The 19353-nt window shown below is 68.2% G+C and carries 20 protein-coding genes; 12 read left to right on the top strand and 8 right to left on the bottom strand.

Annotated features, from left to right (window positions below):
* Positions 1-48: 48 nt before the first annotated feature.
* The 3 genes from PKE84_RS15945 to PKE84_RS15935 are packed head-to-tail and all read left to right on the top strand — an operon-like array spanning position 49 to position 3151.
* The gene (locus PKE84_RS15945; RefSeq protein ID WP_271178921.1) at positions 49-924 is read left to right on the top strand and encodes an ABC transporter ATP-binding protein; all 876 of its coding nucleotides are present in this window, start codon (positions 49-51) and stop codon (positions 922-924) included.
* 2 nt (positions 925-926) lie between these two features.
* Complete coding sequence (locus tag PKE84_RS15940) at positions 927-2171, top strand: ABC transporter permease (protein WP_271178244.1); 1245 nt, start codon at positions 927-929, stop codon at positions 2169-2171.
* On the top strand, positions 2171-3151 hold the full coding sequence (locus PKE84_RS15935) for an NAD(P)H-quinone oxidoreductase (RefSeq protein WP_271178243.1): 981 nt from the start codon (positions 2171-2173) through the stop codon (positions 3149-3151). Before PKE84_RS15940 ends, PKE84_RS15935 begins: the two co-directional genes overlap by 1 nt.
* On the opposite strand, the gene PKE84_RS15930 is transcribed toward PKE84_RS15935, so the two are convergent.
* Complete coding sequence (locus tag PKE84_RS15930) at positions 3054-3524, bottom strand: ribosomal maturation YjgA family protein (RefSeq protein ID WP_271178242.1); 471 nt, start codon at positions 3522-3524, stop codon at positions 3054-3056. The genes PKE84_RS15935 and PKE84_RS15930 overlap by 98 nt on opposite strands.
* 84 nt (positions 3525-3608) lie before the next feature.
* Between PKE84_RS15930 and PKE84_RS15925 the strand changes: the two genes are divergently transcribed.
* Positions 3609-4631 (top strand): adenosine deaminase, encoded by a 1023-nt coding sequence (locus PKE84_RS15925; protein ID WP_271178241.1) that lies wholly within the window; start codon positions 3609-3611, stop codon positions 4629-4631.
* Positions 4632-4635: 4 nt separating this feature from the next.
* Here PKE84_RS15925 and PKE84_RS15920 read toward each other — a convergent pair whose 3' ends face one another.
* Together PKE84_RS15920 and PKE84_RS15915 are read right to left on the bottom strand one after the other, a co-directional pair.
* Complete coding sequence (locus tag PKE84_RS15920; protein WP_271178240.1) at positions 4636-5082, bottom strand: nucleoside deaminase; 447 nt, start codon at positions 5080-5082, stop codon at positions 4636-4638.
* Entirely contained in the window at positions 5079-6530 is a 1452-nt protein-coding gene (locus PKE84_RS15915; RefSeq protein ID WP_271178239.1) for a purine-cytosine permease family protein, read from the bottom strand. Before PKE84_RS15915 ends, PKE84_RS15920 begins: the two co-directional genes overlap by 4 nt.
* Before the next feature lie 117 nt (positions 6531-6647).
* On the opposite strand from PKE84_RS15915, the gene PKE84_RS15910 reads away from it, so the two are divergent.
* Positions 6648-7019 (top strand): cupin domain-containing protein, encoded by a 372-nt coding sequence (locus PKE84_RS15910; RefSeq protein WP_271178238.1) that lies wholly within the window; start codon positions 6648-6650, stop codon positions 7017-7019.
* 159 nt (positions 7020-7178) lie between these two features.
* Here the strand turns inward: PKE84_RS15910 and PKE84_RS15905 are convergent, their stop codons facing one another.
* Positions 7179-7829 carry an SMI1/KNR4 family protein gene (locus tag PKE84_RS15905; RefSeq protein ID WP_271178237.1) on the bottom strand — a complete coding sequence of 217 codons (651 nt, stop codon included), beginning with the start codon at positions 7827-7829 and terminating at the stop codon, positions 7179-7181.
* A 288-nt stretch (positions 7830-8117) separates the two neighbouring features.
* On the opposite strand from PKE84_RS15905, the gene PKE84_RS15900 reads away from it, so the two are divergent.
* The gene (locus PKE84_RS15900) at positions 8118-8492 is read left to right on the top strand and encodes a hypothetical protein (RefSeq protein ID WP_271178236.1); all 375 of its coding nucleotides are present in this window, start codon (positions 8118-8120) and stop codon (positions 8490-8492) included.
* A gap of 21 nt (positions 8493-8513) precedes the next feature.
* On the opposite strand, the gene PKE84_RS15895 is transcribed toward PKE84_RS15900, so the two are convergent.
* Complete coding sequence (locus PKE84_RS15895) at positions 8514-8885, bottom strand: hypothetical protein (protein ID WP_271178235.1); 372 nt, start codon at positions 8883-8885, stop codon at positions 8514-8516.
* Between the two features lie 559 nt (positions 8886-9444).
* On the opposite strand from PKE84_RS15895, the gene PKE84_RS15890 reads away from it, so the two are divergent.
* From PKE84_RS15890 to PKE84_RS15875, 4 genes are read left to right on the top strand one after another with little or no spacing between them, the layout of a single operon-like run.
* Entirely contained in the window at positions 9445-11109 is a 1665-nt protein-coding gene (locus PKE84_RS15890) for an ABC transporter substrate-binding protein (RefSeq protein ID WP_271178234.1), read from the top strand.
* Positions 11110-11114: 5 nt separating this feature from the next.
* Positions 11115-12872 carry a dipeptide ABC transporter ATP-binding protein gene (locus PKE84_RS15885; protein ID WP_271178920.1) on the top strand — a complete coding sequence of 586 codons (1758 nt, stop codon included), beginning with the start codon at positions 11115-11117 and terminating at the stop codon, positions 12870-12872.
* Positions 12869-13810: an ABC transporter permease gene (locus PKE84_RS15880; RefSeq protein WP_271178233.1), complete on the top strand. Its 942-nt coding sequence runs from the start codon at positions 12869-12871 to the stop codon at positions 13808-13810. The genes PKE84_RS15885 and PKE84_RS15880 overlap by 4 nt, the downstream gene beginning before the upstream one ends.
* Positions 13807-14805, top strand: coding sequence for an ABC transporter permease (locus PKE84_RS15875; RefSeq protein WP_271178232.1), 999 nt, complete (start codon positions 13807-13809; stop codon positions 14803-14805). Before PKE84_RS15880 ends, PKE84_RS15875 begins: the two co-directional genes overlap by 4 nt.
* Before the next feature lie 12 nt (positions 14806-14817).
* Here the strand turns inward: PKE84_RS15875 and PKE84_RS15870 are convergent, their stop codons facing one another.
* Together PKE84_RS15870 and PKE84_RS15865 are read right to left on the bottom strand one after the other, a co-directional pair.
* Positions 14818-15123 carry a hypothetical protein gene (locus tag PKE84_RS15870; protein ID WP_271178231.1) on the bottom strand — a complete coding sequence of 102 codons (306 nt, stop codon included), beginning with the start codon at positions 15121-15123 and terminating at the stop codon, positions 14818-14820.
* A 182-nt stretch (positions 15124-15305) separates the two neighbouring features.
* Positions 15306-16547 carry an MFS transporter gene (locus tag PKE84_RS15865; protein WP_271178230.1) on the bottom strand — a complete coding sequence of 414 codons (1242 nt, stop codon included), beginning with the start codon at positions 16545-16547 and terminating at the stop codon, positions 15306-15308.
* Between the two features lie 75 nt (positions 16548-16622).
* Here PKE84_RS15865 and PKE84_RS15860 point away from each other — a divergent pair, with 75 nt between their 5' ends.
* Complete coding sequence (locus tag PKE84_RS15860; RefSeq protein WP_271178229.1) at positions 16623-17162, top strand: CGNR zinc finger domain-containing protein; 540 nt, start codon at positions 16623-16625, stop codon at positions 17160-17162.
* Between the two features lie 39 nt (positions 17163-17201).
* On the opposite strand, the gene PKE84_RS15855 is transcribed toward PKE84_RS15860, so the two are convergent.
* On the bottom strand, positions 17202-17774 hold the full coding sequence (locus PKE84_RS15855; protein ID WP_271178228.1) for a YdeI/OmpD-associated family protein: 573 nt from the start codon (positions 17772-17774) through the stop codon (positions 17202-17204).
* Positions 17775-17896: 122 nt separating this feature from the next.
* Between PKE84_RS15855 and rox the strand changes: the two genes are divergently transcribed.
* Entirely contained in the window at positions 17897-19348 is a 1452-nt protein-coding gene (gene rox / locus PKE84_RS15850; protein WP_271178919.1) for a rifampin monooxygenase, read from the top strand.
* Positions 19349-19353: the final 5 nt, after the last annotated feature.

Raw genomic sequence — 19353 nt, 5'->3', positions numbered from 1 at the left:
GTGAGCACCAATTCCGCGTCGCCCCTCGTGCACATCGCCAACTTCCGCATGGACTTCGGGCGCACCACGGTCATCCGCGACCTCTCCTTCGACATCGACGCCGGTGAGACCTTCGGGTTCCTGGGCAGCAACGGTTCCGGAAAGACGACGACCATCCGGGCCCTCCTCGGCATCTACCAGCCGACGGCTGGCACCCTCCACATCGACGGGCGCCCGTTCACCCCGGAGGCCGGCGGACGCCTCGGCTACCTGCCCGAGGAGCGCGGTCTCTACAAGAAGGAGGCCGTGATCGACGTCATGGTCTATTTCGGCAAGCTCAAGGGCCTCGGCGCCGAGCAGGCGAGGCGCTGGTCCCGTGGCTATCTCGAGCGCGTCGGGATCGGGGACAAGGAGAAGGTGCGCCTCGACAAGCTCTCGGGCGGTCAGCAGCAGAAAGTGCAGCTCGGTGTCACGATCATGAACGAGCCGGAACTGCTCATCCTCGACGAGCCCACCAAGGGCTTCGACCCGGTGAACCGCCGTCTGCTCATGGACATCATCGACGAGCAGAAGAAGGCCGGCTCGACCGTGATGATGGTGACCCACCAGATGGAGGAGGTCGAGCGCCTCTGCGATCGCGTCATCCTGCTCAAAGACGGCGGCGCCCGCGCCTACGGCACCGTCGCCGAGGTGCAGGAGCAGTTCGGCGGCACGATCGTGCACGTCGATCACGACGGTGCCATCCCGCCGTCACCCCAGTACGCGATCCTTTCGGATTCCGGCGGGCACGCACAGCTCGAGGTCGCCAATGACGCCGACACAGCGGCCATCCTGCGCACGCTCGTCGACGCGGGCCTGGACATCACCCGCTTCGCCCCCACCCGCAAATCCCTCGACGACATCTTCGTCGAGGTCTACGGAGCCGAGAACAGGGATCTGGACTGACCATGGCACAGCACAACCTCGGAACCGTGATCTCGTTCGAGTTCCTCCGCACGGTCAGCAAGCGCCGCTTCTGGGCGATCACGCTCTTCATCCCGATCGTCATGATCGGGCTGATCACTCTGATCGTGGCCTCGAACGTCTCGACCGCCAACACGGCCGACGCCCAGAAGAACGCACGCGTGACCTTCGTCTACACGGATGCCTCGGGCCTCGTCGATCCCGCCCTCGCCACCAAGGCGGGCGGCAAGCAGATCACGGATGAGGCCGCCGGTGTGGCTGCGGTGAAGAACGGCGACTCGGAGGCGTTCTTCGCGTACCCGGCCGATCCTGCGACGCAGACGGTGAAGGTCTACGGCGCCGACGCCGGGCTCTTCGCCAACGGCAAGTACTCGTCGGTCGCCCAGGCCGTGCTGTCGGCGAGCGTGCAGGAGCGGGTCGATTCGAAGGTGTACGTCGCCGTGCTGCGCGATCAGGTGCAGACGACGACCGTCACGTTCAAAGACGGCGCGGTCGCGCCCGGCTTCGAGGCGATCATCCCTGCGCTCTTCTTCGTGCTCGTCTTCTTCATCGTCATCGTGTTCCTCGGCAACCAGATGCTGAACTCGACCCTCGAGGAGAAGGAGAACCGGGTCACCGAGATGATTTTGACCACGATCAATCCGACGAGCCTGCTCGTGGGCAAGGTGATCTCGCTCTTCATGATCGGCATCATCCAGATGATCGTCTTCTCCCTGCCCGTGCTGATCGGATACGTGTTCTTCCGCTCGCAGCTGTCGATCCCCGAGCTCGCGCTCTCCGGGCTCGTGTTCGAGCCCGAGAAGATGATCGTCGGCGTACTCATCCTGATCGGCGGTTTCGCCCTGTTCACCGGCACGCTGGTGGCGGTCGGCGCTGTGATGCCGACGGCCAAAGACGCCGCTCCCGTCTTCTCGGTCGTGATCTTCTCGATCGTCATCCCGCTGTACGCATCCGGATTCGCGGTGAGCTCGCCCGACTCGCCGATCGTGCAGGTGCTCGCCTACTTCCCGTACACGGCACCGGTCACGGCGCTGATCCTGAACGCCTTCGGCACGCTGCCTCTCTGGCAGGCGATCATCATCATCCTCGAGCTGTTCATCCTGTCGGCGATCGTGCTGCGTATCGCCGTCCGGCTGTTCCGCTACGGATCGATCGAGTACACGAACAAGGTGAAGATCCGAGACGTGCTGTCGCGCCGCGCGACCGTGGAACCGCAGGCTGGCCGCTGATGCGCGCGATCACGGTGCCGACGCCCGGCGACGCGCACGTTCTGACCATGACGGAGGTCGCCGAACCGGTGCCGGGAGACCGCGACGTGCTCATCCGGGTCGCCGCGGCCGGCCTCAACGGCGCCGACATCTCGCAGCGCCGCGGGTACTACCCGTCGCCTCCTGGCGCGCCGGAGTGGCCCGGCCTCGAGGTCTCGGGAGAGATCGTCGGCACCGGATCGTCCGTCACCGAATGGTCGGCCGGCGACCTCGTCTGCGCGCTGCTGCCGGGTGGCGGCTACGCCGAGTTCGTCACCGTCGACGCGGGACTGGTGCTGCCGGTGCCGCCGGGCGTCGACCTGGTCGAGGCGGCCGGGCTCCCCGAGGTCGTGGCCACCGTCTGGTCGAACGTCTTCCTGAGCGCCGGGCTGCTCCGCGGCGACGGCCTGCTCGCGCACGGTGGCTCCAGCGGCATCGGCTCGATGGCGATCCAGCTCGGCGTCACCTTCGGCGCACGGGTCTTCGCGACCGCAGGAACCCCGGAGAAGGTGGCGTTCTGCCGCGAGCTCGGCGCTGAGGTGGCCATCGACTACCGCGAGCAGGACTTCGTGGAAGTCGTGCGCCAGGAGACCGATGGCACCGGCGTGGACGTGGTGCTCGACATCGTCGGCGGCGATTACATCGCCAGAGACCTGGAGGCGCTGGCGACGGGTGGCCGGGTGATGTCGATCGCCAATCGCAGCGCCCAGCCGAGCACGATCGACGTGAACCGCCTGATGCACAAGCGGGCGAAGATCTGGGGCACGACGCTGCGTGCGCGGCCGCTCGCCGAGCGTGTTGCCATCATCACCTCCGTGCGGGAGAACGTCTGGCCGCACCTTGCGGCGGGACGCATCCGACCTGTCATCGACTCGGTCTTCCCTCTCGAGGACGCGACGCAGGCGCATCTGCGGATGGAGTCGTCGCGCCACCTCGGGAAGATCCTGCTGCAGCTGCGCTAGCCCTGCGCGACCACACCTCGATCGGAACGGCGGCCGCAGCACCGACCGCATAGGCGACCAGATCGATCCAGGAGAAGGTCGACCCGACGACGAGTGCAGCACCGGGAACGGTGCGCGAGAGTTCGGCGGGCACCGGTGTGAGCTGCCACAGTTCGATCGCCGCGCAGACGACGAGGGCGATCGCCGGAGCGATCCCGATGCGCACAGCGGGCAGCACGATCGCGATCAGCACCGCCACGAAGCTCGCGTAGAGGGCGTCCGCCACGAAAGCGCCGACAGCTCCGATCGCGAACACGTGCACGGCCAGGCCGCCGAGCAGGATGACCGCCGCGGCGACAGCGAGGCGGATGCGGCGCGCGGATCGTCGGGACATGCCATCGACGCTACGCAGGCGCGAGCGCGCACGCATCCGCCTGCCGATGGATTCACCGACGCCGGGCGGTGGGAGGATCGACGCATGACCGATTCGCTCCCCGCGCCCTCCGACGACGCCCTGTTCGCCCTCCCGAAGGCCGAGCTGCACCTGCACATCGAGGGCACCCTCGAGCCGGATCTCGCGTTCGAGCTGGCCGCCCGCAACGAGATCCCCCTCCCGTACGCCTCGGTCGACGAGCTCGAACGCCACTACGACTTCAGCGACCTCCAGTCGTTCCTCGACCTCTACTACGCCACGATGGATGTGCTGCGCACCGAGGCCGACTTCGCCGAGCTGACCCGGCGGTATCTCGCGAAGGCGTCGTCGCAGGGCCTCCGGCACGTCGAGCTGTTCTTCGATCCGCAGGCGCACACCGCCCGCGGCGTCCCGATCGAGACGGTGATCGACGGGATCGGCGCCGCCCTCGACGACGCGGAGCGCGACCTCGGCATCTCCAGCGGTCTCATCCTCAGCTTCCTCCGTGACCAGCCCGTCGACGACGCCGACCGCACGCTCAGCGCGGCGCTCGGGCGCACCGATCGCATCATCGGCGTCGGCCTCGACTCGGCCGAGGTCGGCTATCCGCCGTCGCTCTTCGAAGGTGTCTACGCCCGTGCCCGGGCCGAAGGTCTCCACGTCGTGGCGCACGCGGGTGAGGAGGGGCCGCCCGAATACATCCGGCAGGCTCTCGACCTGCTCGGCGCCGAGCGCATCGACCACGGCATCCGGGCCATCGAGGACCCGGAGCTGGTGGCCCGGCTGGCGTCGGAGGGCATCGCGCTGACCATGTGCCCGCTCTCGAACGTGCGGCTGCGCACGATCGACACCCTGGGCGAGCATCCGTTGCGCCGGCTCGATGCCGCCGGCGTGCGCGTCACGGTGAACTCCGACGACCCGGCGTACTTCGGCGGCTACGTCGGCGACAATTTCGTCGCGGTGCGCGATGCGCTGGGCGTGACCTCGGACGAGGCACGGCGCTTCGCCCGCACGTCGTTCGAGACGTCGTTCGCTCCGGACGAGCGCAAGCGCGAGCTGCTGGCCGAGGTCGACGCCTGGGAGGGCTGACCGCTCACTCCTCGCCGATGTCCTCGTTCCAGAGATCGGGGTGGTCGTGGATGAACGCTCCCATGGTCGCGATGAGCGCGGGGTCGTTCACCACGGTCACCTCCACGCCGTGCTCGGCCAGCCAGTGCTGACCGCCGAGGAAGCTCTGGTCATCGCCGACGATCACCCGGCCGATGCCGAACTGCTTCACGAGCCCGGAGCAGTACCAGCACGGTGAGAGCGTGGTGACCATCACGGTGTCCCTGTAGCTCCGCTGGCGACCGGCCGCGCGAAAGGCGTTCGTCTCCGCGTGCATGGATGCGTCGCCATCCTGAACGCGGCGGTTGTGGCCGCGCCCGAGCAGACGTCCGTCGCGGGTGAACAGCGCCGCGCCGATCGGGATGCCGCCCTCCTCTGCGCCGATCCTCGCCTCCTCGGCAGCAACGGCCAGCAGCTCCGCGTCGGTCGTCATGCGACGTCGTCCGCCGCGTCGACCCCGATCACGTCGGCCGGACGCTGCGAGAGCGGAGCGCCGAGGGCCGGCTTGAATAGCCGGAACAGCCCCCAGTAGAGCAGGGCCGCCAGCACGAACCCGACCAGCGGGGTGAGATCGCCGATCGGCGCCGCCTTCGCCAGCAGCCCGGTGTAGAACGTCTGGTTCGAGAACAGCCAGATCGACAGGAATCCCGCCACCACGAGCGCGATCACCCCGGCCGGGTTGCGGTACCTGGCGTGCGCGGGCACCAGGCTGGCGATCTCCGTGCCCCGTCGCAGCACGCGGTCGGTGAGCACGATCCCCAGCCACGGTGCGATCCAGTAGGCGATGACGAGCAGGAAGTTCTCGTATTTGGTCCCGGCGTCGGCGAGGGCGCTCCAGGCGATGAAGAACCCGATGACGCCGAATCCGAGGGCGACGATGGCGCGCCGCAGCGCGAACGGGATCTTGATCCCGGCGGCCAGGAACGACATCGCGCCCGAATAGATGTTGAGCGCATTCGCCGCGATCGCGCCGACGGCGATGGCGAGCAGGGTGAGATCGCGGACGACGACAGGCATGCTCGCCGTGAACGACGCGGTGGGATCGTCCGGGTTGAAGCCGGCGATCGTGGCAGCAGCGGCCCCGGCCGCCATGAGCACGATGCAGCCGACGAAATTGCCGAGCCCGGCGGCCCAGGCGATCGCTTTCGTGCTGGTGTTCGCCGGCAGGTAGCGGCTGTAGTCGGAGGCGTACGGGTTCCAGCCCGCCGCATAGCCGAACGCGGCCGCCGCCGTGAGGGTGAAGCCGGCGAAGCTGAAGCCGCCGCCCTTCACCGGCCCGGCGAGGTTCGCGTGCAGGAAGATCGTGACGGTGGCCACCAGGAAGATGGCGCCCAGGACGTACGTCGCGTAGCGCTCGAAGAGCTGAACGAGATCGTGGCCGATGAAGGCGACCACCACCTCGATCACCACGATGATGAGCAGCGCCAGCACCGTCGGCATCCCGGTGAGCGTCGCGAGCGCGAACGCCCCGCTGACGGAGTTGACCGCGAACCAGCCGAGCCCGGCCATCACCGTGTTGAGCGCGGCGGGGAGGATGTTGCCGCGGTTGCCGAAGGCCGTGCGGCCGATCACCATCTGGGCGAGACCCTCTCGCGGCCCCCACGTCGACAGGATGCCCTGCGATGCGGCCCCGAAAGCTGTACCGATCACGAGCGCGAGCATCGCCTGCCAGAAGCCGAGCCCGAAGAAGGCAACGGCGATGACGCCGACGAAGATGGTCGCGAACTCGAGGTTCGGCGCCGTCCAGGTCGCCATCAGCTGCCACGGAGAGCCGTGCCTGCGCTCGGCGGGGATCGCCTCGATGCCGCCCGACTCGATACTGGCGGCGCTGGTGCGCGGCGTGCGGGCCGGCTCGGTTTCCATCGTGGGAGCGTTCGTCATGCACGCAGCCTAGGAGCGCGACGCCGCGCTGTCGGGCGGAGGACACCGAACTTCACATGCTGTTTACAAAGGGCAACTACCCGCTCGCCCGGTGGCCCATCGGCGTATGGTCGGGCCATGGGCGACGACGACCCGACGGTGACGAATCCCGACCACTACTCCGTGCTGTGGGAGAACGACCTCGTGCGCGTGCTGGAATACCACGACGAGCCCGGCGAGGCCACGACGCCGCACCACCATCCGAACAGCGTCATGGTGACCCTGACGGGCTTCCGACGCCGACTGTTCTCCGGCGGCCGCGCGGTCGACGTCGAGCTGCCCGCCGGACGCGCCGTCTGGCTCGGAGCCCAGCGCCACGCGGGAGAGAACACGGGCGACTCCCCCACCCGCACGATCATCGTCGAGCTGAAGGGCGAGGCCGCAGGCGAGGACACGGGATCCGCTCTCGGTCCGGACTCTGTCGGCGCCCCAGCAGATCGTCCCAATTAGCTGCCCCTCAAGTGGTTTTCGCCTGCAGATTTATGCTGTCCGTACGCGGCTCGCGCGCCGACGTGCAAGCCGTCCCGATAGCGGATCCGCTTGCGGAGGCGTTCGCATGGGAGGTAGCGGGTTCAAGCCCCGTTACTCACCCGGTACGCTGAGGGATCTTTACCGGTATTCGAGCGATCGGGTCCATTGGCGTGGCCATGAGCTGTCGGGAAAACGTGAAATATAGGTGCCGACCGGAGGGTTGGGCCACGTGAACGCATCCGGACTGTACCGGAGACGATACTCGACGTCCTTGAAGGGCAGCGGCCAAGGCCCCGGTTCGTGCCACAACCTAACAGGGTCGAGTTCAACGTCGAGATCCTCGATAAGGTCGGCAAGCGACGCGATCGCGCTCGCGAGGTCATCGTTCTGCCGCCTCGCGTGTGCATCGTGGGTCTCGACCGCCCACACACCGCGCAGTGACCTCTCACCAGGAACGTCCAGTGTCACCCCTACTCGAGTTCCCGCGCCTCCGGGCTGTTCGCTCAGATAGAGGAGGGCGGGAGGCGCTTCAAGTTCGCCGATCTCGAAGGGGCGGTCAGCGATCACGCCTTCAATGGGTCGGAGTCCGTAACCATCGAGGAACGGAAGCTTGCAGCCGTTGTGCCACATATACAGCGTGACAACATCGTGCGGAACCTCCATCGGCGCGACCGCATCACGCAAATCAGCTAACTGCTGGGAGGTCGCGGGAGGAGAGAAAACGCCGGGTCCCCATTGCCGCAATGCAAGAAGTCCGTCAAGACGATCCAGCTGATCGCTCAGATTCACAGGATCAATCCTTACAAGCAGCCATGATAGAGTTCAGTCCCATTCTTGGGGTCAGGGGCCGACTCTCTGCCCGGCCCCGTAGAGCGATCGGTTTGCGGTCGGGCCATGGCGAGCAGCGCTGCATGGGCCCCATGAACAGTCCGACGTTTGCGCGTCATACCCGATGGTCTACCGAGACTCCTTCGTCCAGCGATAGCGTCTTGTTATGACCGAAGAGGACCTCCCGACATCGTCTCTTCGCATGTTGATCGCGGAGAGCCAAGGGCGCCAAGTCCGTATCTATCAATCGTGGACGGAAGCGCGATCTATCAATCGTGGACGGAAGCGCGCAGTGACCCGGATGCCGCAGTCGTGATTTCGGGAGACGACGGAGGCACGATCTACCTGAGCGTGCCGCTCCGTCTGGTTCGCTGCAACGGCGAGGCTCTTGCGCGGCTCGCGGCAGAGCTGGACGCCACAGTGTGGGACGACCCGACCTCGCTCGGAGTGAACATTGAGCATCTGCCGGTGGGGAGCGGCATTCCAGGCGGAATGGGCGGCGGTATCGTGGTCGACGACGTCTGGCTACACCCGCGCGAGTTTGACGGGCGAGATCTCCTTCGCGCGCGTCAAGTTCTGTTTTCTGCAGAAGGGCCGGCACCCCAACCGGCGCCATCCGAATAGACATCCGCGCGCAACCTGCGTCTAGTAGGAATTTTCGAGAGCGAGGAGCCATTCCGGCCACGCAGCAGGGTCGCCGTCGACGTAGCTGGTGAACAGCACCGTTTCGGTTACCGACAATCGGTTGTACGCATCGAGGAACGCGATGAAAACCTTTAGTCCCTCCGACACCGTCAACTCGCGCGGGTTCTCTGCAGGAGTCGCGCCGCTTTTAGAGGGGTCAACAAACGACGGGGGCCAATTCGTCACGTAGGCAAGTGCGGCTTGCCAGAGACGCAGAGAGCCATCGGATCGCGCCTCCGCCGCGAGCGAAGCAGTATCCTCAGCCGCTGAGAACCACGTAAACGCGTGCCCAGCCTCGAACGCCTCGACGGGCGTGAACAGTGCAAATGACACGAACGAAAGCTTCTCACGCCGCGCCCTTTTCGAGTACCCGTAAGCCGGTCGCTCGCCGAAACGCGCCCGAACCGCAAAGTGAGGGCCATGTTGTCAACAGCAAGTTGAGCACGGGATTCCCGTATACCTGTTCCGCAAATGGGCCGGGTGAAGGGGCCCCAAACGCTACACGCTCGCTACGACTCGGCCGCAGAACAGGCTCCCTCGCCGGGACGCGTGATCGCTCAGACGGCCGGCGGAATTGCCGCGAGCACTTCTCGTCTGTTGCTGCGCCGCGGTTCTCAGGAGATTGTTCGACAGAACCCGCCGGCTCGATCGTCCCGAACGTCGAAACAAGCACACTCCGTGGCGGAAAGACAACCTGTGGCGACGTCTACAGAATCCCCCGGAAGCTGACCCGCAACGACGATCCCCCGCGCCACACAACGTCACGAATTGGATTTGTGGGCCCTTCGGGGAGAGGATCGTTGCTTGTGCGCCACGCTCCCGCCGACCATCGGGAACATGCCGGCGTCCGCATGCGTTGGGTGATTCGAACCACGAAAGAGGCCTCACAGTTATGAAACATCTCAGAAGTGTCGGCGCGCTCGCCGTCGCGGCAGCCCTGGTACTCACCGGCTGCACCGCGGCGTCCTCGAGCTCCGGCGGATCCACCAGCGCCACCACCAAGGGCGGCACGCTCACGATCCTGACCCAGCAGACCCAGATCGACCTCGACCCGGCGAAGAGCCAGAACCTGGCGATCACCACCCTCGGCCTCATCGAGCGCCGCCTCACCACCTGGCAGATCAGCCCGGATGCTCCCGCCAAGGTCGTCCCCGACCTCGCCACGACCACCGGTACGCCGAGTGACGACGGCAAGACCTGGACCTACACCCTGAAGGACGGCCTCAAGCTCTCCGACGGCTCGCCGATCACCTCGGCCGACATCAAGTACGGTGTCGAGCGGTCCTTCGCCCCTGAGCTCTCCGGCGGCCTCAGCTACCACAAGTCGCTCCTGGTCGGGGGCGCCGCGTACAAGGGACCGTACAGCGGAGGCGACCTCGCCTCGATCGAGACCCCGAACGACAAGACCATCGTCTTCCACCTGACCAGCTCCTACGGAGACTGGCCGTGGATCGCCTCCATGCCGGCGTTCGCGCCCGTTCCCAAGGCGAAGGACAACCCCAGCACCTACGGCCAGAACCCGGTGGCGAGCGGACCGTACAAGGTCAAGACCAACCAGCAGGGCACCGCGCTCACTCTGGTGCGCAACCCGAACTGGTCGGCCTCGACCGACTCGGTGCGCACGGCAGGACCCGACAGTGTCGTGTTCAAGATGAGCCAGGACGCCGGCACCGCCGCGCAGACGCTGATCGCCGACATCGGTGACGCGAAGAACTCGTTCGGCGCCCAGTACCTCGGTGCCGCACAGCTCGCCCAGGTCGACAAGAACCCGTCGGTGAAGTCGCGTGTCGCGACCTCCAAGGCGGGCCCGCTCGGCTACCTCGCGATGAACACGCAGAAGGGTGCGCTCAAGGACCTCAAGGTTCGTCAGGCCATCCAGTACGCGGTCGACAAGAAGGCGTTCATCATCGCCACCGGCGGCGCGAAGACCGCGACGGCCGCGACGACGCTGATCACCCCCGGAATCCCCGGGCGCGTCGACTACGACCTGTACCCGGCCGGCGCCGACGGTGATGTCGCCAAGGCGAAGTCGCTGCTCAAGGAGGCCGGTCACTCCACCGACCTCAACCTGACGCTGCTCACGCAGAACGACTCCGCGTCGCTCGCGCAGGCTCAGGCCCTCCAGCAGGGCATCGAGCGTGCCGGCATCAAGGTGACCCTCAAGCCCGAGGACTCGAACACCTATTACGCCGACTCGACCGCCGACACGGCGAACTACGACCTGAACCTGAGCTACTGGCAGGCCGACTTCCCGAGCGCGAACAGCAACATCCAGCCGCTGTTCGACTCGAGCCAGATCGGTGGCGGCGGTTACAACGTCGCACGCTACTCCAGCCCCGAGGTCGACGCGCTGATCGCGAAGGCGACCGGCGAGGTGGACCAGGAGAAGGCGCAGACGCTCTGGGCCGAGGCCGACAAGCGGATCATGCAGGACTCGCCCGTCGTGCCGCTGACCTACACCAAGCAGTCGTTCCTCCGCGGCTCGAACGTGCAGAACTTCTTCATCGCTTCGTTCCCCGCGTACCCGAACTACCTCAAGGTGTCGCTGGGCAAGTGAGCTCCATGCACACGGACGCCGTGCTGGCGGTGAACGGGATCTCGGTCTCGTTCACCGCCGGCGACGGCTCTTCACCGCGCTCGACCCGCACCGTCGTCCACGACGTCGGGTTCGAGCTGCACCGCGGTCGCGTACTCGCCCTGGTCGGGGAATCCGGCTCCGGCAAGAGCGTGACCGCGATGTCGGTTCTCCGGCTCCTCCCCGGCAACGCCGTCGTCGACGGCTCGATCGAGCTCGAGGGCGAAGACCTCGTCCGTGCGAGCGACGAACAGCTCCGGCGCGTGCGCGGCGGCCGGATCGGCACCATCTTCCAGGAGCCGATGAACGCCTTCAACCCGGTGATCGCGATCGGGCACCAGATCGCCGAAGCGCTCCGCACCCACCGGATTACCTCCGACCGCTCCTCGACGAACGAGCGTGTCCTCGAACTCTTGCGCAGCGTCGGGCTGCGCGACCCGGAGCGGATCGTGCGCGCCTACCCGCACGAGCTCTCGGGCGGCCAGCTCCAGCGGGCCATGATCGCCATGGCGATCTCGTGCGACCCTGTCGCTCTCATCGCCGACGAGCCGACGACCGCGCTCGACGTCACCGTACAGGCGGGCATCCTGGACCTGCTGCGCGATCTGAAGGAGCGCAACGGCATGGCGATCCTGCTCATTACGCACGACATGGGCGTCGTCGCCGACCTCGCGGACGACGTCGTCGTCATGCGCGAAGGTGTCGTCGTCGAGCGCGCCGACGCCACCGAGCTCTTCGCCAACCCGCGCGAGGAGTACACCAGAACCCTGCTCGCCTCGGTCCCGCGTCTCGGCGACCAGCGACCGGATGCCCTGATCGCCGATGCCGAAGCCCCGTCGAGCGCCGCCGACGCGCCCGTGAGCGCCGCCGCCGAGCTGCGCGACGTCAGCATCGTCTACGGCAACCGCAGCTGGGGCCGGCGCAGTGCTCCCGCGGTCGCCGACGTGAGCCTGCGCGTCCGGCGCGGCACGTTCTTCGGACTGGTCGGCGAGTCCGGCTCCGGAAAATCGACGATCGGGCGAGCCCTCGCCGGGCTGGTGCCCGTGTCGCACGGAGCGGTCACGGTCGACGACGTGGACCTCGCCACCGCCTCCGGCGCCGAGCTGCGTCGTGCGCGCACGCGGATCGGCTACGTCTTCCAGGACCCGGCATCGTCGCTGAACCCGCGGTTCACGATCGCCCAGTGCATCGAAGAGCCTCTACGACTGCACACCCGCCTCACCCGCGCGGAGCGGACAGCGCGGGTCGCCGATCTGCTGGCGGCCGTTCAGCTCGACCCGGCGATGGCCGACCGCTTTCCCCACGAGCTCTCCGGCGGTCAGCGCCAGCGGGTCGCCATCGCGCGCGCCCTCGCGCTGCGGCCATCCCTGCTGATCGCCGACGAGCCGACGAGCGCCCTCGACGTCTCGGTTCAGGCCCGGGTGCTCGAACTCCTCCGCGAACTCCAGGAGGAGTTCGGTTTCGCGTGCTTGTTCATCAGCCACGACCTGGCCGTCGTCGAACAGCTCGCCGACGACGTCGCGGTGCTCCACAACGGCCGCATCGTCGAGGCAGGTCCCGCAGCACGCGTACTGCTCGCACCCCAGGAGGCGTACACGAAGCGCCTGCTGGCCGCGGCGCCTGTCGCCGACCCCGTCGCCCAGGCCGCACGGCGCGAGACCTGGCGCATGCTCGACGCGGAGGCCGCAGCGGCCACCACGTCCACCGGCGCTGCCGGTGCCACCGACGGGAGGGAGGTCGCGTGACCACAGCCGCATCGCTCGATCGCGAGGCCGTCCCGGCCCGCAAGACCGGCTTCCGCCACGTCGTGGCGCATCTCCGCTCCGACCCCTGGGCGAGCGCGGGCGCCATCACGATCGCCGTCTTCCTCCTCGCGGCGATCTTCGCGCCGCTGCTGACGGCCATCCCGGGCCAGAACCCGTACACGTACCACCTGGACACGCTCGACGACTCGGGCGCGCCGATCGGCTTCGGCGGCGGCATCAGCGCCACGCACTGGTTCGGGGTCGAGCCCCTCACAGGCCGCGACCTGTTCTCCATCGTCGTCTACGGCGCACGCACGTCGCTCCTCGTCGGCATCAGCGCGACGATCGTCTCTGTCACCATCGGCGTGCTCGTCGGCATCACGACCGGCTACGCCGGAGGCTGGTACGACCGTGGCATGAGCCGCGTCATCGACGTCATCTTCGGCTTCCCGAGCCTGATCTTCATGATCTCCCTGACCGCGATCGTGCCGACGTCGTTCCCGAGACCGGCCCTGATCATCCTGGTCATCGGATTCTTCGGCTGGCCGCCCGTGGCGCGCGTCGTGCGCGGCCAGACCCTGTCGCTGCGCGAGCGCAACTTCGTGGTCGCCTCGGCCGCGATGGGCGCCCGTCCGCTGCACATCATCCTCACGCAGGTGCTGCCGAACGTGGCGGCGACGATCATCGTCTACTCCACGATCCTCATCCCGGGCATGATCGGCACCGAGGCGGCTCTGTCGTTCCTCGGTGTCGGTGTCCCGCCACCGACGCCGTCGTGGGGCCGTACCATCGGCGACGCCATCAACTGGGTGCAGGTCGACCCGATGTACCTCGTCTTCCCCGGTGCGGCGCTCTTCCTGATCACGCTTGCGTTCAATGTGTTCGGCGACGGTCTGCGCGACGCCCTCGATCCACGCCAGGGAGGGAGGTCCCGATGAGACTCGCCGCCTTCATCGCCTACCGCCTGCTCGGTGTGATCGTCGTGCTCGCCGTGATCGCCACGATCACGTACGCGATCTTCTATCTGCTCCCGACCAACCCCGCCCAGCTCAGCTGCGGCCGGCCGTGCACTCCCGAGAACCTGGAGCGCGCCAAATCGTTCATGGGGGTCGACCTCCCCTGGTTCGAGCAGCTGTGGAACTTCCTCAAGGGCATCGTCGTCGGCCGCACCTTCGGCAGCGGCCAGGCCGAGGTGGTCTGCCCGGCGCCGTGCTTCGGCTACTCCTTCCAGCAGAACGCCACCGTCACCGACCTGATCCTCTCGCGCTTCCCGGTCACCGCCTCGATCGCGATCGGGGCCGCCATCGTCTGGCTGGTCTTCGGCGTCGCCGGAGGTGTCGTCTCGGCCCTGCGCCGCGGCACGGCCGTCGACCGCACCATCATGACGGTGGCCATCGCCGGCGTCTCGACGCCGAGCTATCTCGTGGGTCTCCTCGCCATCCTGTTGTTCGGATTCACCCTGCAGATCCTGCCCACCGGCGGATATGTGCCGTTCACCGACGATCCGGCGCAGTGGTTCCTGCACCTGCTGCTCCCCTGGTTCACTCTGGCGTTCATCAGCGGCGCGATCTACGCCCGCCTCACCCGCGGTCAGATGCTCGAGGTGATGGGCGAGGACTACATCCGCACCGCCAGGGCCAAGGGACTCACCGAATCGAAGGTCGTCGTGCGCCACGGACTGCGCAACGCGCTGATCCCCGTCGTCACGATCTTCGGGCTCGACCTCGGTGCGCTCCTGGGCGGCGCCGTGATCGCCGAGAAGGTGTTCTCGATGCAGGGGCTCGGAGCGATGCTCATCGACGCGGTGCACGGACTCGATCTGCAGCTCGTCGTCGGCTTCACGCTGTTCTCGGCGTTCCTGATCGTGATCGCGAACCTGATCGTCGACCTCGTGTACGGCATCATCGACCCGCGGGTGAAGGTCCGGACCTGAGTGCGACCAGGGCTAGGACCCCGCGCGCAACGATCCGCGCAGGAACGGCAGCAGCGGCGCGCGGTAGACCAGCCTCGCAGGGCCGTCGGGGCCGACGACCGCTGACGCCACACCGAACCGCCACACCCGGTTGTACAGGTAGACGCTGACGGTCGCCTCGCCGTCTGCAGACGCCTGCCACGTGCCTGTCCCCCACTGAGCCGGATGCCCGTGCCCGTCGAACACGACGGTCGGCTTCGGATACCAGCCGAGGCGCGGGCGCCGGAGCTCGAGTTCGAATCGTCTCGGTGCGGCGGGGGCAGGTGTCGGGTCTGGCACTCCCCCAGCATACGGAGCCTCAACGGCTTCGGCTTCTGGCGACGGCCCGCGTCACGTCTTTCCGGGCCGTCGCCCCCATCGGGCGACGGCGTCGTCGTCCGTCCCGATACGGTCCGAGCGCCTGTCTTTCCCGATTAGGACGAACGATACGCCGAACACCTGGAGGCGCAATGGGAACGCGACTATTCCGCTGAGCCCGCCGCGCCTGGGCGACGCGCCCGCTGGGAGGCGCGACCCCGTCGTCGCTGCGCGAACGTCCCCGCCGCACGGTCGGCGAGCATCGTCGCGAAGGCGACGGCCGGGAGCAACGGGGCCATCAGGAGCAGAGCATCCGGTGCCCGCACCGCGGCGACGCCCGCCACCGCCACACCCAGCGAGGAGAAGGCGACCTTGAGCCCTCCTACAGTGACGAAGACCTGAGCGCGTGTGCCTTCCGGCGCGAAGTCGGACCGCGCCGTGAGGCTCGATGCGAATTGGACCGCGCTGACCGCCCCCACCAGTCCGAAGGCGAGGGCGTTCACGACAGGGGGAAGCGGCAGAGCGATCAGCACGAGGCAGCAGGCGCTCACGAGTGCCGTCCAGCCGACGGTCGGCTCGGGCGCGGTCCGGAGTGGACGGATGGTCACGGCGACGGCGCCGATCAGGTTCCCGGCCCCGAACAGGGCGACAAGCAGAGCGACCTCGCTCGCTCCGGCGCCGGCCCGGATGCCCGACGCCAGCCCGAGCAGCGGCACGGCGCCCACCGCGGCGGCCGTGAGACACACGACGAGGGTGACCCGCCGCAGCGGACCGACGGTGAAGACCGTCGCGAGAGCACGCCAGAATGGGACGGCCTCCGGGGCGGGCTCGCCTCGGTCGTCGGGGGCGGCGCTCCGTCGGGCGATCAGGAGCACGACGATCGCCGCGACCGCAGCGGAGCCTGCCAGGGAGATGGTCGCCCAGACGGCGGAGGACGAACGCGCGACGAGCGCGACGACGACGGGCCCGATGGTCGCAGCCACGCCGTACGTCAGCGCATCCGCCCCCTGTGCGCGACGCTGGGCGCGGGCCGTCGGCGCAACGAGCTGCCCCAGTTGGCTGCTGAGCCCTCCGGTCAGGATCGGTCCGCACGCCCCGGCGATCACCAGGGCCACGACGCTCGGCACCACGAAACCACCCACGATCAGGACGGCCGCCGTCGCCAGGCTGACGCCGTAGAGCAGGAATGCGCCGGCGAGCAGGATCCGGGGGCGGCGCGTCCGGTCGAGCACCGGAGCCAGAAACGGACCGGCGAGATGCGGTGCCGTCAGCGCGGCGCCGAAGAGACCCACGAGCCCGGACGTCGCTGGACGTGCCGCTGCGAGCAGGACCACCGCCACGATCGCGCCCGCATCGGCGCTGCGGGCGAGCGTCGCGGCGGAGAAGTACGCGATCAGCCGTCTCACGCCGACACCTCCGTCACGGGTTGAACCAGTGACGCCAACATTGACCCGAGCCACGTCACCTGTCAAGGTAGTGACGTGGATTTCTCCTTCCTCGCCGGCAATCTCGCCCTCGACTTCGTCGCGACCGTCGCCTCGCGCGACAGTGTCGCCGAGGAGAAACTGCGCGCCCCCGCCGACCTGCACGACTGGATCGCGATGGCCGGCATCGTCGACGAGGCCCCCACCGTCACGGCCAGGGGTCTCACCGATGCGCTGGAACTGCGCGAAGCGGCGTACACCGCCGTGCGCGCACACGCCGAAGGCGGAACGCCGTCAGCTTCCGAGCGAGCGGTCCTCAACCGGTTCGCCGCGCATCCCGAGCCGGTGCCGTCCATCGACGCCGACGGCCTTCGGCGACGCGGCGATCTGGGCGCCGTGCTCTCGGCGCTCGCCCGGGCCGCCCTGGCCGCCCTCAGCGACCCCCGCGTGCGGTTCTGCGACGGCGAAGACTGCACCCGGCCCTACATCGACACGTCGCGCGCACACAACCGCCGCTGGTGCGGCATGGCCGGCTGCGGCGACCGCGCCAAGTCCGCCGCGTACCGCGCCCGCGTGCGCACCACGCACACACCCTAACGAGACTCTCCCATCAGCGCCCGCGGCGACCGGCCGACCTCAATCGCCCTCGGCGCCGCCGACGAGCCTGCCGTTCTTGGACAGCTCGGGATCGGTGCACGACGAGAGGTCGAAGCAGCAGGGGCGCCGTTTACCGTTCCGGAGTTTCGAGATGCTCACCTCGACCCGTCGGTCGCGGGTCTCGGGGTTCTTGGTCGCGTTGATCCAGCGCACCCACTCCCAGCGCGCCATCGGACTGATGTCGGTCCACGTGCCGGAGAGGTCGGGAGCGTCGTCCAAGGCGCCTTGGAGATCAGCCGGGATCTCGGGTTCCGGCCACTCCGTGACAGGTGCGAGCTCGACGTCGACCTCACCGTCGGCGACGGTCAGCGCTTCCCGCATTCGCTCATCGACGGCGAGCCAATGGCCACGCAGGCCGTCCGGCTCCAGCACCGTCTGAAACACCCGCCCGTTGATCACTGCGGTGACCGCGACCTGACCGCGGGACGGGAGCTCGGCGCTCGCCTCCGCCGGCAGCCGCACGATGGGTCGGTCACCGATCCACTGCACCTCGGCGTCGAACCGGATGACCGGCGGAGCCACAGCGTTCCGCGCCGGCGCTTTCTCGACCATGTCTCCCAGTGTACGAAGGCGTGCCTCCTCGCGACTCCCTTTTCGCAGATCGGCCGTGGGGGCTTGCCGCACGACCCGAGCCAGCAGCAGGATGGTGAGCCGTGACGGTTTCCGAGGGTCCCCTGTTCGACGTGATCATCAGCGGTGGCGGTCCGACCGGCATGATGCTGGCGAGCGAGCTCCGGCTCCATGGCGTCGAGGTGCTCGTTCTGGAGAAGGATGCGGAGCCGAGTCCGCTGGTCCGCTCGCTCGGGCTGCAGCCGCGCAGCATCGAGATCATGGATCAGCGTGGGCTGCTGGACCGGTTTCTCGAGCACGGCCAGCAGTATCCCGGTGGCGCGCGACGCTTCGCCGGGATCGAAGCGCCGTCGTCGTCACCCCTCGACACGGCGCACGGCTACATTCTCGGCATCCCGCAGCCGGTCACCGACCGCCTGCTGACGGAGCGTGCCGTCGAGCTCGGCGCCGGCCTCCGGCGTGGCCACGAACTGGTGGGTCTCGAGCAGGACGGCGACCATGTGACGGTCGAACTCGCGGACGGCACGCGGCTGCGCTCGCGCTGGCTGGTCGGCTGCGACGGTGGCCGCAGCACGGTGCGCAGGCTGCTGGGCATCGGGTTCCCGGGAGATGCGGCCCGGACGGAATGGCTTCTCGCGGAGCTCGAGGTGACGATGCCGCCCGAAGAACTGACCGCGGTGTCGGATGAGATCCGCAAGACGCACAAAGGCTTCGGGATCGGCCCCGCCGGGAACGGACTGCACCGCGCCGTCGTGCCGGCCGCGACCGTCGCGGAGGATCGCACGACCCCGCCCACCCTGGAGGAGTTCCGGACGCAGCTGCTCGCCTACGCGGGCACGGACTTCGGCGTCCACTCGCCGCGCTGGCTGTCCCGTTTCACCGACGCCACCCGGCTGGCCGAGCGATACCGCTCGGGCCGCGTGTTCCTCGCCGGAGACGCGGCGCATGTGCATCCGCCGCTCGGAGGTCAGGGGCTCAACCTCGGCATCCAGGACGCGTTCAACCTCGGCTGGAAGCTCGCCGCCGAGGTGAAGGGCTGGGCGCCGAGCGAGCTGCTGGACAGCTACCACATCGAACGCCACCCGGTCGGCGCCGATGTGCTGACCATCACACGCGCGCAGTCGGAACTGATCTCTCCCGAACCGGGACCGCAGGCGGTCCGTCGCCTGGTGACGGAGCTGATGGCCTTCGACGACGTGAGCCGCTACCTGATCGAGCGGGTCACCGGCATCGGGGTCCGCTACGACTTCGGCGACGACCGTGACCTGATCGGCAGGCGGCTGCGCGACAGCCGGCTGTCACGGGGTCGCCTCTACGACCGGATGCACGGAGGGCGGGGGCTCCTCCTCGACCGCACGGGTGGGCTCTCGGTGACCGGATGGTCCGACCGGGTCGATCACGTCATCGACACCGGCGAAGAGCTCGACGAACTCGACGAGCTCGACGTGCCCGCCCTGCTCCTGCGTCCGGACGGTCATGTGGCCTGGGTCGGCGACGACCAGCACGACCTCGCGATCCACCTGCAGCGATGGTTCGCCAGCGCCTCCACGGGGTGAGACGA

This window comes from Leifsonia poae (assembly GCF_027921845.1).
Lineage (GTDB): Bacteria > Actinomycetota > Actinomycetes > Actinomycetales > Microbacteriaceae > Leifsonia > Leifsonia poae.
The sequence above is the reverse complement of the archived record's forward strand: the minus strand, read 5'-3'. Positions and strand labels throughout refer to the sequence as shown.

Excerpts from the sequence above, each read along its gene's own strand:
- PKE84_RS15855 (WP_271178228.1), bottom strand. The coding sequence starts at position 17,774 with ATGGTCGAGAAAGCGCCGGCGCGGAACGCTGTGGCTCCGCCGGTCATC.
- PKE84_RS15935 (WP_271178243.1), top strand. The coding sequence starts at position 2,171 with ATGCGCGCGATCACGGTGCCGACGCCCGGCGACGCGCACGTTCTGACC.
- PKE84_RS15890 (WP_271178234.1), top strand. The coding sequence starts at position 9,445 with ATGAAACATCTCAGAAGTGTCGGCGCGCTCGCCGTCGCGGCAGCCCTG.
- PKE84_RS15930 (WP_271178242.1), bottom strand. The coding sequence starts at position 3,524 with ATGTCCCGACGATCCGCGCGCCGCATCCGCCTCGCTGTCGCCGCGGCG.
- PKE84_RS15885 (WP_271178920.1), top strand. The coding sequence starts at position 11,115 with ATGCACACGGACGCCGTGCTGGCGGTGAACGGGATCTCGGTCTCGTTC.
- PKE84_RS15915 (WP_271178239.1), bottom strand. The coding sequence starts at position 6,530 with ATGACGAACGCTCCCACGATGGAAACCGAGCCGGCCCGCACGCCGCGC.
- PKE84_RS15875 (WP_271178232.1), top strand. The coding sequence starts at position 13,807 with ATGAGACTCGCCGCCTTCATCGCCTACCGCCTGCTCGGTGTGATCGTC.
- PKE84_RS15910 (WP_271178238.1), top strand. The coding sequence starts at position 6,648 with ATGGGCGACGACGACCCGACGGTGACGAATCCCGACCACTACTCCGTG.
- PKE84_RS15925 (WP_271178241.1), top strand. The coding sequence starts at position 3,609 with ATGACCGATTCGCTCCCCGCGCCCTCCGACGACGCCCTGTTCGCCCTC.
- PKE84_RS15920 (WP_271178240.1), bottom strand. The coding sequence starts at position 5,082 with ATGACGACCGACGCGGAGCTGCTGGCCGTTGCTGCCGAGGAGGCGAGG.
- PKE84_RS15940 (WP_271178244.1), top strand. The coding sequence starts at position 927 with ATGGCACAGCACAACCTCGGAACCGTGATCTCGTTCGAGTTCCTCCGC.
- PKE84_RS15945 (WP_271178921.1), top strand. The coding sequence starts at position 49 with ATGGACTTCGGGCGCACCACGGTCATCCGCGACCTCTCCTTCGACATC.